Here is a 13,783-nt window from a genome sequence, read left to right as displayed (position 1 = left end):
GCGGCTCTCACGTCACGATCTGCAGCGGCAAAGCGGTCGTCTTTTTCAGTGTTTTGAGGACGATGCTTGACTTCACCGACGCCAGATTGTCGGTGACCCGGATCATTCTTTCGAGAAACTGGCTGAGATGTTCGAGGTCACGCGTCATGACCTTCATCAGAAAGTCGGCGTCGCCGGTCTGCGAATAGCACTCCAGAATCTCCGGCGCGGTCTCGATAAAGCGATGAAGCTGCTCGTTTCCGCCTTCGGTATGTGCTCTCAAGCTGACAAGAGTATGAGCAACGACGGTGAAACCCAGTTTCACGGGATTGAGGATGGCCACGACGCTCTGGATATATTTCTCATTGCGCAGCCTTTCCAAACGGCGCGCGCATTGGGTCGCGGAGAGATTGACCTTCTGAGACAGTTCGCTCTGCGTCACCTCGCTGTTTTGCTGGAGAGCGGCGAGCAATTTGATATCGAACTGATCAAGCATGACCACCACACCGAGACGGAGAATTTCTGCACATCATAGCCATGTTGCGCCGATTGTCTGCATGGATGCGCCGTCACGGGGAGATAATCGCAGAAATTCGCCGCGAAAGCTCCGTTAGTCTCCGACTTAGAGTTACGAAAACGAGGTGGACTTGTGTTTGACAAACTGAACAGCCGGCCAGCCGACAGCCTGCTTGCACTCATCAAGGCCTTTCAGGCCGACGATCGCCCCGGCAAGATCGACCTCGGCGTCGGGGTTTATCGTGACACTATGGGACGCACGCCGGTGATGCGTGCCGTGAAGGCAGCGGAGCAGTTTCTCCTGGAGACCCAGGACAGCAAGAAATATCTTGGCCCGGAAGGTGATCTGCAATTCGTGCGCCTCCTGCAACCCATCATCTTCGGAAAATCGCCAAAGTTTACTCAACGCCTTGTCGGCATTCAGACACCCGGTGGAAGCGGCGCCCTGCGTCTCGGTGCTGAGCTCATCCAAGCGGCAAATCCATCGGCGAAGGTTCTGCTCGGAACACCAAGCTGGCCAAATCATGCGCCGATCTTTAGCTCGGCGCGCCTGCCGGTAAAGGAGTACGCTTTCGTTGACCTGATGTCGCAGCAAGTGAAATTCGAAAGCGTGGTCGACGCCTTGTCTTCTGCTCGGGAAGGCGACGTCGTGCTGCTTCACGGTTGCTGCCACAACCCGACCGGCATCGATTTTACCATGGAACAGTGGCGGCGGATCACCGAGCTTCTTGTTACGCATAGGCTGGTGCCGTTCATCGACCTCGCCTATCAGGGCCTTGGTGACGGTCTCGAACAGGACGCCGCGCCGACGCGCATGATCCTCGACGTGGTCGATGAGGCGCTGATCGCCTATTCCTGCGACAAGAATTTCGGCCTCTATCGCGAGCGCGTCGGAGCGCTCTATGTCATGACCCGCAATGTCGATGACATCGGGAAGGTCGAAAGCAACATGGCGGCACTTGCCCGCGTGAACTGGTCCATGCCGCCCGATCATGGAGCCGCAATCGTCAGGACCATTCTCGAGAGCGAAGAGATGTCGGCCATGTGGCGCGCTGAGCTTGAAGAGATGTGCCTGCGCGTCAACGGCAATCGTGCGGCGCTGGCCGCCGCCTCCCCTGATCTGGCCTTCATAAGCAGGCAACGCGGTCTGTTCTCCAATCTCTCCATGTCCAGGGAAACGGCAGTGGCGCTCAGAATGAGCCACGGCATCTACATGGCGGATTCCGGGCGTGTGAACCTTGCGGGCATGCAACCGGCCGACGCCGACGCCATCGTCGCGGCGCTCAGAGCCGAACGCTGCCTGAAATCGCCGACGGTCGCCTGACCGAATTCAAGCTATTGGAGCCTCCGGATGAGCAGGAAAGAAACGACCGGTCAGGCAATGACCCGTTCACTCGTCGCCCATGGGATCGATACCTTATTCGGCATCCCGGGCGCCCACATGTATGATTTTAACGATGCTCTCTACGGTGCCGGTGACAAAATTCGGTTCATTCACACCAGGCACGAGCAGGGCGCCGGTTACATGGCCTATGGTTATGCCAAATCCACCGGCCGGATCGGTGCCTATACCGTCGTTCCCGGCCCAGGCGTCCTCAATTCCGGGGCAGCTCTTTGCACCGCTTACGGCGCCAATGCCCCGGTGCTGTGCATCACCGGCAACATCATGTCCCACTTGATCGGTCAAGGCAGAGGGCAGTTGCACGAATTACCGGATCAACTCGCGACGATGCGCGGAATCACAAAGACGGCAGAGCGGATCAATCACCAGTCCGAAACCGGCCCTGTCATGGCCGAGATCGTCGCCAAAATGCTCTCAGGCCGCCAGGGTCCGGGAGCGGTCGAAGCGCCATGGGACGTGTTTGGACAATCCGGCCCCGAAATCGATCTGCCGGTCGGCACGACAGCGTCTCATCCGGCCGTCAACCCTGATGAAATCGCTGCCGCGGCGGCACTGATATCAGGCGCCAGGAATCCGATGATCATGGTTGGCGGCGGCGCGGTGGATGCTGGAGCGGAGATCGCTGCTCTTGCGGAATTGCTGCAGTCGCCGGTCACGTCCCATCGCTCCGGCAAGGGCATCGTCGCCGACGACCACCCGAACTACCTGAATTTCGTCGCCGCCTACGAATATTGGAAGAACACCGATGTTCTGATCGGCGTGGGTAGCCGCCTCGAATTGCAATTCATGCGGTGGAAGTGGCTTCCCAAGGATCTCAAGGTGATCCGCATCGATATCGATCCGACCGAGATGGTCCGTCTCAAGCCGAACGTTGGGGTGGTCGCCGATGCCAAAGCTGGAACGCAGGCTCTACTCGATGCCCTGGCAGGTTCCGGCCGCACGGATCGCACGCGCGAATTTGCCGAACGCAACGAAGAGGCCAGGTCCCGCTTCTCGGCCGTGCAGCCGCAGCTCGCCTATCTCGATGCCATTCGCGAAGCCCTGCCGAGGGACGGCTTCTTCGTCGAGGAAATCTGCCAGATGGGCTTTACCGCCCGATTTGCATTCCCGGTCTATGCCCCTCGTCAGTACGTCACATGCGGTTATCAGGACAATCTGGGTTTCGGCTTCAACACGGCCTTGGGCGTGAAAGTCGCCAATCCCGACAAGGCCGTTATTTCTGTTTCCGGCGATGGCGGCTTCATGTTCGGGGTTCAGGAACTTGCCACCGCCGTCCAGCATAAGATCAATGTCATCGCCATCGTCTTCAACAATTCGGCCTATGGCAACGTACTGCGTGACCAGAAGCAGGCGTATAAAGGCCGTTATCTTGGCTCGGAACTCACCAATCCAGACTTTGTCGCGCTTGGCGAGAGCTTCGGCATTCGCGCATTCAAGGTGACGAGCCCTGGCGAATTGAAAGACGCGATCGAGAAAGCCCTATCTCTCGACGAACCCGTTCTCATCGAGGTTCCCATCGAGAAGGGATCCGAGGCGAGCCCTTGGCCTTTCATTCATCCGGCTCCGCACACCGAATGAAGCGCAAGGGCTGAAGCCGCTCAAGGCGACGGTCCCTGCAGAAAGATCGTCGATAGCGGCGGCAGCGTCAGCGACAGCGAGACGGGCCTGCCATGGGCGGGCACCGGTTCGGTCGACACCGCGCCGTTGACCAGGCCAGAGCCGCCATATTCCCGTGCATCCGTCGTCATCTTCTCGATCCACACACCGTCTCTCGGCACACCGATCCTGTAGCCGTAACGCGGCACCGGCGTGAAATTCGACATGACCAGGACCGTCGAAGCGCGATCGGGCGCATAACGGAGCATGCCGAGGACGGAATTGACGGCGTCGTCGGCTGCCGCCCATTCGAAACCCTCCGGATGAAAGTCGCCGAACTGCAATGCCGGCTCGCCCCCGTAAAGGCCGTTCAGATCCTTCACCAGCCGCTGAATCCCCACATGCTGAGGCCGGTCCAGCACATCCCAGGTCACCGACCCGTCATGATTCCACTCGCCCGGCTGGGCGATTTCGCTGCCCATGAACAAGAGCTTCTTGCCGGGATGGCCCCACATGAAGGCGAGGTAGCTGCGCAGATTGGCGAATTTTTGCCATTCGTCGCCCGGCATCTTCGTCAGCAGCGAGCCCTTTCCGTAGACGACCTCGTCATGTGAAATCGGCAGAATGAAGTGTTCGGAATAGGCATAGAGCATTCCGAAGGTCATCGTGCCATGGGCGTAGCTCCGGTAAATCGGATCCTTCTCGATGTAGCTCAGGCTGTCATGCATCCAGCCCATGTTCCATTTGATGTCGAAGCCCAGCCCCCCTTGCTCCGGCGGCTTCGTCACCCCGGGCCAGGCCGTCGATTCCTCGGCGATCGTCATCGCGTGCGGGCAGCGCTCGTGAATGATGCTGTTCAGGTGCTTGAAGAATTCGACCGCTTCCAGGTTCTCGCGACCACCATATTGGTTGGGAATCCATTCGCCCTCGTTGCGGCTGTAGTCGCGGTAAAGCATCGAGGCCACGGCGTCGACCCGCAAACCGTCGATATGGTAGCGCTCTAGCCATTCCAGCGCGCTGGCGATCAGGAACCCTTTCACCTCTTTGCGGCCGAGATTGTAGATCAGCGTGTTCCAGTCGCGGTGAAAGCCTTCGCGCGGATCTTCGTGCTCGTAGAGCGCGCTGCCGTCGAAGCGGGCAAGCCCCCAGACGTCGGTGGGAAAATGGGCGGGCACCCAGTCGAGGATGACGCCGAGCCCGGCGCCATGGCACCGGTCAATGAAATAGGCGAAATCCTCAGGCGTCCCATATCGGCCGGTCGGAGCGAACAGGCCGAGCGGCTGATAGCCCCAGGATCCGCCGAACGGATGCTCCATGATCGGAAGCAGCTCGATATGGGTAAAGCCCATGTCTCTGACATAGGGAATGAGCCGTTGGCTGAGTTCGACCCAGTCGAGCGACCTGTTGCCGTCCTTTTGATCGCGAAGCCAGGAACCGGCGTGCACCTCATAAACGGAGAACGCGCCCTCCAGCCTGTCTTGCCGGGACCGGCCCTTCATCCAGCCGTCATCGGTCCATCGAAACGGCGTCGACGATGCGACGATGGACGCGGTGGATGGGGCGGCCTCGCTCGCCCTCGCCACCGGATCGGCCTTCTGCGGCAGGCAGGTCCCCTGCGCATCGACGATCTCGAACTTGTATCTTTCGCCGGGTGCCAGCCGGGGGATAAACAGCTCCCACACGCCCGCCGATTGTCTCAGCCGCATCGGGTTTCGCCGCCCGTCCCAGGCGTTGAAGTCGCCGACAACCGAGACGCGGCGCGCATTCGGAGCCCACACGGCGAAACGAACGCCTGATATACCGTCGATCGACATATCAACCGCGCCGAGCGTACGGCTGAGACTATAGTGGGTGCCCTCCGATATCAGATGGAGGTCGAGTTCCCCGAGCAGCAGACCGAAACTGTAGGGGTCCTCGGTGATCTGGACTGCATCCGGCCATGTGATCCGCAGCCGGTATCCCGTCCTCGACGCAGCCGCCGCCGCAAACAGGCCGGACGGGTGGGCGATGCTGAAAGGCGTCACCACCCGATCGCTCGTCGCATCGATGAGATCGATCGCTTCCGCGCCGGGCAGGTACACCCGCACGATCGTCATGCCGCCGCTTTCGTGGGGACCGAGGATCGAAAAGGGATCGCCGTGGCGCCCCTCGATTAAGGCCCATAGCGCATCCTGTCCGATGCCCGCCAGGAGTTCCGAGCGCTCAACATTCATGCCTTGACCCCCGCCAGACGCGATACAATTTCGGTAAGGCCGGATAGCGGGATCGGAAGCCATTTCGGCCTGTTGCGGGCTTCATAGGCGATCTCGTAGGCGGCCTTTTCGAGAAGAAAGGCATCGAGAACCCTCCGTCTTTGATTGGCTGGCATGTCAAGCTCCTTCGATACGGAAACCGCCTGCGAATAGGCATCGAGAAAGGCCTCCTCGGCATGGCGCCCGAAGCGGGCGATCGCCTCGCGACGGACCTCGTTGTCGTGTTCGATGACCGCGTCATTATCGAGCTGGGCGGTGGCCACGAGATAGCTCAGCGATCTCAAAAGCCCGGCGACATCGCGCAGCGGGTTTGTCTTGGCGCGGCGCTCCGTCAGGTTTTTCGCAGGCTCGCCCTCGAAGTCAATAATGACGGCATCACCCTCGCTGACGAGGATCTGGCCAAGATGGAAGTCGCCATGCGTGCGCGTCATCAGCGTATGGCGGGCGCTCTCCGCCAGCGTCGCGGCGAGGTCTGCGAGTTCGGAACGACGCTTGAGAAGCGGCGCTGCGAGCAGGTCGATTGCGGGGTCGGCATTCTCGTCGCGTTCGTCAAGCTTCGACATGGCATAGGCGAGCTCCCCGGCAACGGCCTTCCTCATCGCCTCGACCTCGCTGTCGCCTGCTACCACCGGGCTGAAGGCCTCGTCCCCGGTCTTCGCAGCGAGCACGACATGCAATTCGCCGAGCCTGAGGCCCACCATCGCGACGAAACTGATCAGCGACCGGAAGACGTCGTCGTCTGGTTGGACCGCCGGATCGTTCAGCACCAGTTCGTCGGCCCCACGGCGCAGATTGTTCAGCATCCAGTTCCAGGCGTCGCCCTGATTGCGGATCGCGCCCTGGACGATGATCAAGGTCGAACGGCGTCCGCTGGAATCGGTATGTGCGACCTCGCCGAGCAACGGCGCCGTGTGGTCATAGCCGGCGCGGGTGAGGTAGCGCGTCATCTCGACTTCCGGATGGATGCCCGGGAAGATGTGCCTGATCAGTTTGATCATCGCTACGTCGCCGACGAGCAGCGAGCTGTTGGATTGTTCAGCCGATAGCCAATGCACCGGCAACTCGTCTGAAATATCGAGACTGTCGAGCTGTTCTGTCCCAATGAATTCGAGCGTGCCGGTCCGGCCGGTGGTGCGCGAGCGGTCGCGAAGTCCGTGGAGAATGCCGCGCGCCATTGCCTCCACGGCAAATCCGTCTGTGAGGAAACCGACGCGTCTACCTTGGCGAATCCTCCCAAGCGCAAGCTGCTGGGCAAGCGCGGATGGGTGCGCATCGTCCCAGGCGACCGCGAGCGGCAGTTGGTAGGATTCGCTGTGGTTCGGCAGCACGACCTCCAACTCGCCGAGGACGACGCCGTCGGCGAATGGGATTGGTGTCGTGGAGATCAGTCGGGCGGCCTGAAGCGCCTGGTCCTTTGCCCCGAACCATCGCCGCTTGGAGAGATAGGCGGGCAGGATTTCGCCGCTCAGGATGCGTGCATGACCCGGTTCATCCACGAGGTCGAGCAGGTTACGCCGGATGACCATCGTCAACAGATCGGGAAGCTGTTCCGGTGGTGCGGTGCGCCACGCCGGCGGGTCGGCATCAGCCGTCAGCTGGAACCAGAAGAAACCGTAGGGCGGCAAGGTCAGCAGATAGGTCAACTGGCCGATCGGCGGAAACGGCGACATGCCGGTCAGTTCAATGGGAACGCGCCCCTCGAAGCTCGACAAGTCGAGTTCGACGGCCTGGGGCAGCCGCGAGAGACTTGCAACACAAAGCAAGACCTCACCTTCATACTCCCTGAGATAGGCAAGGATCTTGCGATTTTCCGGTGAAAGAAACCGCAGCGTGCCACGCCCGAAGGCGGGATGCCTGCCGCGCAACGCCAACATTCTGCGCGTCCAGTTGAGCAGCGAATGCGCGTCCGTGCTCTGCGCCTCGACGTTGACGGCCTCGAAACCGTAGAGCGGGTCGGCGACGGGCGGCAGGACGAGACGCGCCGGATCTGCCCTGGAGAACCCGCCATTACGGTCCGGAGACCATTGCATCGGCGTCCTCACCCCATCCCGGTCGCCGAGATAGATATTGTCGCCCATGCCGATTTCGTCGCCGTAATAGATCACCGGCGTTCCTGGCATCGAGAGAAGAAGCGCGTTCATCAGCTCGATCCGCCGGCGGTCGCGCTCCATCAATGGCGCCAGGCGCCGCCTTATGCCGAGATTGATGCGGGCACGTTTGTCGGATGCGTAGGTCTCCCAGAGATAATCCCGCTCGGCGTCGGTCACCATTTCAAGCGTCAGCTCGTCGTGGTTGCGAAGGAAGATCGCCCATTGGCAGTTGTCTGGAATCTCCGGCGTCTGACGCAGGATATCGGTGATCGGAAACCGATCCTCCTTGGCGATCGCCATGTACATGCGCGGCATCAGTGGAAAGTGGAAGGCCATGTGGCATTCGTCGCCCTCTCCGAAATATTCGCGCGTGTCCTCCGGCCATTGATTGGCCTCGGCAAGCAGCATCACGCCGGGATGAGTGGCATCGAGCGCGGCGCGTATGCGTTTGAGGATCACGTGGGTTTCCGGCAGGTTTTCGTTGATCGTGCCCTCGCGCTCGACGAGGTAGGGGATCGCGTCGAGACGAAAACCGTCGATGCCAGTTTCCAGCCAGAAACGCATCACCCTCAGCAATTCCTCCATGACAAGGGGGCTATCGAAATTAAGGTCGGGTTGATGGGAATAGAAGCGGTGCCAGTAGTAGGCGCCAGCGACAGCGTCCCACGTCCAGTTGGATTTTTCCGTGTCGATGAAAATGATGCGCGTTTCCGGAAATTTCTGATCGGTATCGGACCAGACATAGAAGTCGCGCTCCGGCGATCCCGCCGGCGCCTGGCGCGCGCGCTGGAACCAGGGATGCTGATCGGAGGTGTGGTTGATGACGAGCTCGATGATGACGCGGATATTGCGCTGGTGGGCGGCGTCGACGAAGGCTCGGAAATCCTCCATCGTCCCATAATCGGGGCTGACATTGCCGTAGTCGGCGATGTCGTAGCCGTCGTCGCGGCGCGGAGAGGGAAAGAAAGGCAGAAGCCAGATGGCATTGACGCCGAGGGCTGCGATATGATCGAGCTTCTGGTGCAGGCCGGCGAAGTCGCCGACCCCGTCGCCATTGGCATCGTAGAACGACTTGATGTGCAGCTGGTAGATAATCGCATCCTTGTACCAGAGCGGCTGCGGCGCGCTATCTGCATTCATCGTGTCCATTCATGCCTCCCTTGAGCGAATACGCCAGATCGCATAGGGCAGGACCTCAGGATTGAGACTGATGCTCTGCCATTTGCCGGTCCACTTGAAACGATGCCCGCCGATCAGATCTTCGGCATCCAGCGTGCCGCCGTCGCCCAGCGACCACTGCCAGAGCGGCAGCTCGACGTCGCTCTGCTGGAAATTGTGGGGATCGAGGCTGATGGCGATCAACAGGACGTTGTCGCGGGCACGGCTTGCCTTCTCGAAAAACAGGATATTGTCATTTCGCGCGTTCAGCAGCGTCAACCCGAGATGCGAATGCAGCGCGGTGTTTTCGTTCCGGATGCGGTTGAGCGTCCTGATTTCGGCAATGATATTGCCCGGCCGGTCGTAGTCCCAGGCTCGAATCTCATACTTTTCGCTGTCGGCATATTCCTTGCGCTTGGCATCGGGACGCCCCTCGCAAAGTTCGAAACCGTTATAGACGCCCCACAACCCCGAAAGGGTAGCGGCAAGTGCTGCGCGGATCAGAAAGGCCGGGCGCGGCGCGTTCTGCAGGAAATCCGGATTGATATCATGCGTGTTGACGAAGAAATGGGGGCGGAAGAATTCCTTCGGCGCCGTCTCGGTCAGCTCCCGCATATATTGCTCAAGCTCCCACTTGGCATTGCGCCAGGTGAAGTAGGTGTAGGATTGGGAGAAGCCGATCTTTGCCAGCCGGTACATGACCTTCGGCTTGGTGAAGGCTTCCGACAGGAAGACGACATCTGGATGACGTCCCCTGATATCGCCGATCAGCCATTCCCAGAACGGAAAGGGTTTTGTGTGCGGATTGTCGACGCGAAACAGCTTGACGCCCTGGTCCACCCAAAGCTGGACGACATCCCTGAGTTCCACCCACAGCGAAGGCAGCGCATCTCTGGTGTAGAAATCGACGTTGACGATGTCCTCGTATTTCTTCGGCGGGTTTTCGGCATATTTGATCGTGCCGTCCGGGCGCCAGTCGAACCAGCCGGGATGCTCCTTGAGCCAGGGATGATCCGGCGACGCCTGGATTGCGAGGTCGAGAGCGATCTCCAGGCCATGTCGGCCTGCCGCCTCGACCAGCCGGCGGAAATCCTCGAACTCGCCGAGCTCGGGATGGATGGCGTCATGGCCGCCGTCCTCGGAGCCGATCGCATAGGGACTTCCGGGGTCGTCCGGCCCGGCTTTCAGGCTGTTGTTGCGGCCTTTCCGATTGGTCGAGCCGATCGGATGAATCGGCGGGAAATAGAGCACGTCGAAGCCCATGTCACGGATGGTGGGCAATCTCGGGATGACGTCGTCGAAGGTGCCGTGCCGGTCCGGATCGCCGCTCTGCGAGCGCGGGAAGATCTGGTACCAGCTGGCAAAGGCAGCCTCCTTGCGTTCGGCATCGACGGCGCTTGCCGTCGAGCGAAGCCGAAACGGCCGCCTGTCCGCCTTGTTCATCAAATCGGATGTCCCGGCATCGAGCAGGACCGCCGTGCGCTCGGCATCGGATGCCCTTTCGAGATGGTCGACGAGGGCCTTTAATTCGGCGCGGAGCGCGGCACCTGCATGCATCTCGGCCGAACGGACGAGCTTTATCCCCTCCTGGAGTTCAAGCTTCAGGTCCAGCCTGGCATCGTTCTTCTTCGTCAGTTCGTAGCGAAAGATCGCAAACGGGTTCTTCCATGCCTCGACGGCAAACTCATAGCGTCCAATGCGCTCCAGCAGGAATTCAGCGCGCCAGCGGTCGTTTTCGACCAGTTGCATCTCCGTCTCGTTCCAGTCCGCCGCATCGAGCGGCCGCCAGAGCAGGACCGCTGCGATCGGGTCGTGGCCGTCGGCGAATATATCCGCTTCGACGGTGACGGTGTCGCCGACCACCCGCTTGACGGGAAAGCGCCCGCCGTCGACTTGCGGCGTGATGTTTTCGATGGCGAGCCGCGGGGATGCTGTCGCCTGCGCGACGTCGAGGATCGGCCGGGATGTGATCGGTGCCGGCGCCTTGCCCTCCACTACTAGGGTCTCCCCTGCCCGCAGCCGCAGAGCCGTGCCGTCGGCGGCGACGGGAAGAAAGCCTGAGGCTGCTTCGCGCAGTGCGGTTACCGGAGCTGGCGCACTTTTCCGAAGGTCCCTGTTGAGCAGGATAAACCGCACATTCTCGGCGCTGCGAAGGTCCTCCGCCGCCGATTGCAGCAGTGCTGAGACCGGGCCACTGGCATTGCGGATGAGCCGAAGCGATGAGGAAGGCACATGGGGGTTCTTGCCGATCTCCGTGTTCGCAAGGCGAATTTCGGAGGAGATATCGAAGGCCAGATCATGACGCAGCCCCCGCAAGCCCGTTCCGTTCCCATGGGTCGGATCGAGCGGCGTGGCTGCACCATATTCGAAGCCCATCGGAACCATCAGGCCGCCGCCGAGCGAAGCAGCAAGGCGCAGCGCCCTGACGGCGCGCCTTTCGAGGATTTCGCGGCTTTCGGTTCCGTGCGCGATCCGCCTGCCGAATGGCGGCTCCGGAAAAGCGATCTGCCAGCCGAGCGGCTTCTGGACGCGGTGTTCTTCGACGAACCATCTCTCGTCGAAATCCCACCAGGCCATCGATGAAAAACATCCGTCGAAGCCCGTATTCTTGACCGCGCTCCTCGCCCCAAAATCAGTGCCGGGCGTCCAGGCGAGGAATTGCGCGTCCGCCTTCTCGCGCACCGCCGAAATCAACGATTTGAACGCAGCCGGCGCAATGCGATCAATCCCGAGCGCCCGGTAGCCGGAGAGGCCGAGACCGACCAGCCCCCGCAGCCGTTCGGTCCATTCTTCCAACAGCCGGGATTGAGACTCAGCCGCCATCGCGCTCATCGGCTCCGTCGGATCCAATGGTGAGCGTCTCGGATCGACAGGATGAAAGCCCGCCTCGGGATCTCGGGCCTTGCCGTCGAGCATCAGGTCCATCATCAAGGCGACGCCGCTCTTGCGGGCAGCGTCCGTCAGGCGCGCCACCCCATCCTCGACTGCACTTCCGAGCGACAGTTGAGGATCGAGGCGGCCCAGATCCTGAGAAGCAAAGATGCTGCGCTCCCCGCCCCGGTCGAAGAGAGGTGCCGTCAGCACACGGTCGAACCCGGTCTCCGCCGCATGGTCGAAAACCTCGCGCCACGCATCGATACCCTGAAGAAGGAGTGGATTGACATAATAGATCCGGGGTGGGGTGCTCAACACACCCTGGTTTGGAGAGAATGACATCGGCCGCCGCTCGAGTTTGCTTTGAAGGCAAACTTCTGTTGGCGGCGGTTGTTCCACTGAAACTGCCAATTCGCGATGCGCAGACATCGTCGGCCGCACTGGCGCGGGATCGATGGGACACGTACGAAGGCGCTCGCTTCCGCCGAGAGGCCTTGAAGGTTCGTGCCGAATTTGGGTAGTCTTCCGCTTCCCGGGAGGGGGACCCATATGGCTTCTGAGGGCGCACCATTGTTTCGATCGATACTCTCAAGCGCTGCCCTGTCGGCTTGCGCGTTGTGCCTTGCCTCCTGGAGCATCGAGACCGATCGCTCCACCAAGGACACGCACGGCCTGTTCGAATTCCGCGAGGAGGCCAGGCACTTCATTTCGCACGAAAACGCCAGGGGGCATCAGCAATGGGACGTGCTGGAGCCGAACCTGAAGACGCTGGTTCCCCGATGCGCGGTCCCGCTCGAAACACGGTGGACGCCGAAGAGCTATGGCCGCTCGAAACCGAGCGTGATGGTCATATGCCCGGTCGCAGTCCCGAACACCGCGATGAGACGCTGGGATGTCCATGTTCCGGTAGAGCGCAAGCCAAATCAGACGGGAAGCCCCGCCGCCGCCCCGCACCGTTCTGAAAGATCAGGCGCCCGAACGAGACTTGATGTATCCGAATGAAATCACTGCGATTGCAATAGAGGCGAGCAGACGTGAACCCATCGGTGGAATTATGTTCATATCCCGAACTTGATGATCGAATCGTGATCGTCAGGGCGGGGGACGAGGTTGATAGCGTGTTTGTCCGGACCGAAAGGTTCAATGTGCTGATCGATACGCTCGGAACGCCCGAACAGTGCCTGACGGCGCTGGACCTGCTCGGGGAACAGATGAACGCTCGTCCGCTGATCGTCATCAATTCGCACATGGATTGGGATCATTTCTGGGGGAATGCCGCCATTGCGGGGCGCGCTCCGATTATCGCGCATGCCGCCACGCTCGACCGTTTACGCGACCCTTCCGCACGGGAAGTCCTGAGGGACAAGGCAAGCCAGGAGCCGAGGTTTCGGAACGTCGACCTCATCGGTCCCGATATTACGTTCTCCGGCTCGATGACCCTCAACGGCGGCGATCTGACGCTGGAGCTCATTCATACGCCGGGACATACGCCCGACCATGTCGCCGTATGGATTCCCGAACTTCGCATCTGCCTGGCCGTCGACGCGGTGGAATACCCCATCCCCGAAGTCTGGGGCAAAAATGCAGGCGACCTGCGCTCGATCCGTTCCTCGCTCGAGCGGATACGTGACCTGGATGCAAGACTGGTCATCCCGGCGCACGGTCGGACGCACTCTCCTTCGGCGGTGGATGGCAACCTGGCCTATTTCCAAGCTCTGGCCGATCGTGTCGGCAGTTTGAGCGAGAGCCAGCTGGCGGACCCGCAACTCGGTGGTTCAAGCGGCCTGCGGCTTGAAGACTTCGTCCCCATTCCCGACGGAATGCCTTCCGACGTGGAGGCCTTCTATCGGAACTGCCATGAGACAAACCTTGGCGCCACGGTTCAGGCCCATATCGAAAAACTGAAATTCGCATAG

8 protein-coding genes are annotated in these 13,783 nt (G+C 60.8%); 4 read left to right on the top strand and 4 right to left on the bottom strand.

Annotated elements, in window-relative coordinates; all coding sequences use genetic code 11:
• Positions 1–7: 7 nt before the first annotated feature.
• Positions 8–475, bottom strand: coding sequence for an Lrp/AsnC family transcriptional regulator (locus tag J3P73_RS27545; RefSeq protein WP_018073018.1), 468 nt, complete (start codon positions 473–475; stop codon positions 8–10).
• A gap of 153 nt (positions 476–628) precedes the next feature.
• Here J3P73_RS27545 and J3P73_RS27540 point away from each other — a divergent pair, with 153 nt between their 5' ends.
• Together J3P73_RS27540 and J3P73_RS27535 are read left to right on the top strand one after the other, a co-directional pair.
• Entirely contained in the window at positions 629–1,819 is a 1,191-nt protein-coding gene (locus J3P73_RS27540) for an amino acid aminotransferase (RefSeq protein ID WP_130687421.1), read from the top strand.
• A 27-nt stretch (positions 1,820–1,846) separates the two neighbouring features.
• Complete coding sequence (locus J3P73_RS27535; RefSeq protein ID WP_130687422.1) at positions 1,847–3,475, top strand: thiamine pyrophosphate-dependent enzyme; 1,629 nt, start codon at positions 1,847–1,849, stop codon at positions 3,473–3,475.
• A 20-nt stretch (positions 3,476–3,495) separates the two neighbouring features.
• Here the strand turns inward: J3P73_RS27535 and glgB are convergent, their stop codons facing one another.
• Genes glgB through J3P73_RS27520 form a run of 3 tightly spaced genes read right to left on the bottom strand, consistent with a single transcriptional unit; the run spans position 3,496 to position 12,209 of the window.
• A complete protein-coding gene (gene glgB / locus J3P73_RS27530) occupies positions 3,496–5,706 on the bottom strand; it encodes a 1,4-alpha-glucan branching protein GlgB (RefSeq protein WP_130687423.1) in 2,211 nt (736 codons plus the stop codon).
• A complete protein-coding gene (gene treS / locus J3P73_RS27525; RefSeq protein WP_130663341.1) occupies positions 5,703–8,984 on the bottom strand; it encodes a maltose alpha-D-glucosyltransferase in 3,282 nt (1,093 codons plus the stop codon). Before treS ends, glgB begins: the two co-directional genes overlap by 4 nt.
• Positions 8,985–12,209: an alpha-1,4-glucan--maltose-1-phosphate maltosyltransferase gene (locus J3P73_RS27520; protein WP_024319680.1), complete on the bottom strand. Its 3,225-nt coding sequence runs from the start codon at positions 12,207–12,209 to the stop codon at positions 8,985–8,987.
• 207 nt (positions 12,210–12,416) lie between these two features.
• On the opposite strand from J3P73_RS27520, the gene J3P73_RS27515 reads away from it, so the two are divergent.
• Both J3P73_RS27515 and J3P73_RS27510 read left to right on the top strand, forming a co-directional pair.
• A complete protein-coding gene (locus J3P73_RS27515) occupies positions 12,417–12,869 on the top strand; it encodes a hypothetical protein (protein WP_032988752.1) in 453 nt (150 codons plus the stop codon).
• Between the two features lie 32 nt (positions 12,870–12,901).
• The gene (locus J3P73_RS27510) at positions 12,902–13,783 is read left to right on the top strand and encodes an MBL fold metallo-hydrolase (RefSeq protein ID WP_024319678.1); all 882 of its coding nucleotides are present in this window, start codon (positions 12,902–12,904) and stop codon (positions 13,781–13,783) included.

Origin of the sequence: Rhizobium ruizarguesonis, from assembly GCF_017357285.1 — a bacterium.
GTDB lineage: Bacteria > Pseudomonadota > Alphaproteobacteria > Rhizobiales > Rhizobiaceae > Rhizobium > Rhizobium ruizarguesonis.
The sequence above is the reverse complement of the archived record's forward strand: the minus strand, read 5'-3'. Positions and strand labels throughout refer to the sequence as shown.

What these genes read in the sequence shown, in the direction of transcription:
- treS (WP_130663341.1), bottom strand. Translation starts at nt 8,984, where the DNA reads ATGGACACGATGAATGCAGATAGCGCGCCGCAGCCGCTCTGGTACAAG.
- J3P73_RS27520 (WP_024319680.1), bottom strand. Translation starts at nt 12,209, where the DNA reads ATGTCATTCTCTCCAAACCAGGGTGTGTTGAGCACCCCACCCCGGATC.
- J3P73_RS27515 (WP_032988752.1), top strand. Translation starts at nt 12,417, where the DNA reads ATGGCTTCTGAGGGCGCACCATTGTTTCGATCGATACTCTCAAGCGCT.
- J3P73_RS27545 (WP_018073018.1), bottom strand. Translation starts at nt 475, where the DNA reads ATGCTTGATCAGTTCGATATCAAATTGCTCGCCGCTCTCCAGCAAAAC.
- glgB (WP_130687423.1), bottom strand. Translation starts at nt 5,706, where the DNA reads ATGAATGTTGAGCGCTCGGAACTCCTGGCGGGCATCGGACAGGATGCG.
- J3P73_RS27535 (WP_130687422.1), top strand. Translation starts at nt 1,847, where the DNA reads ATGAGCAGGAAAGAAACGACCGGTCAGGCAATGACCCGTTCACTCGTC.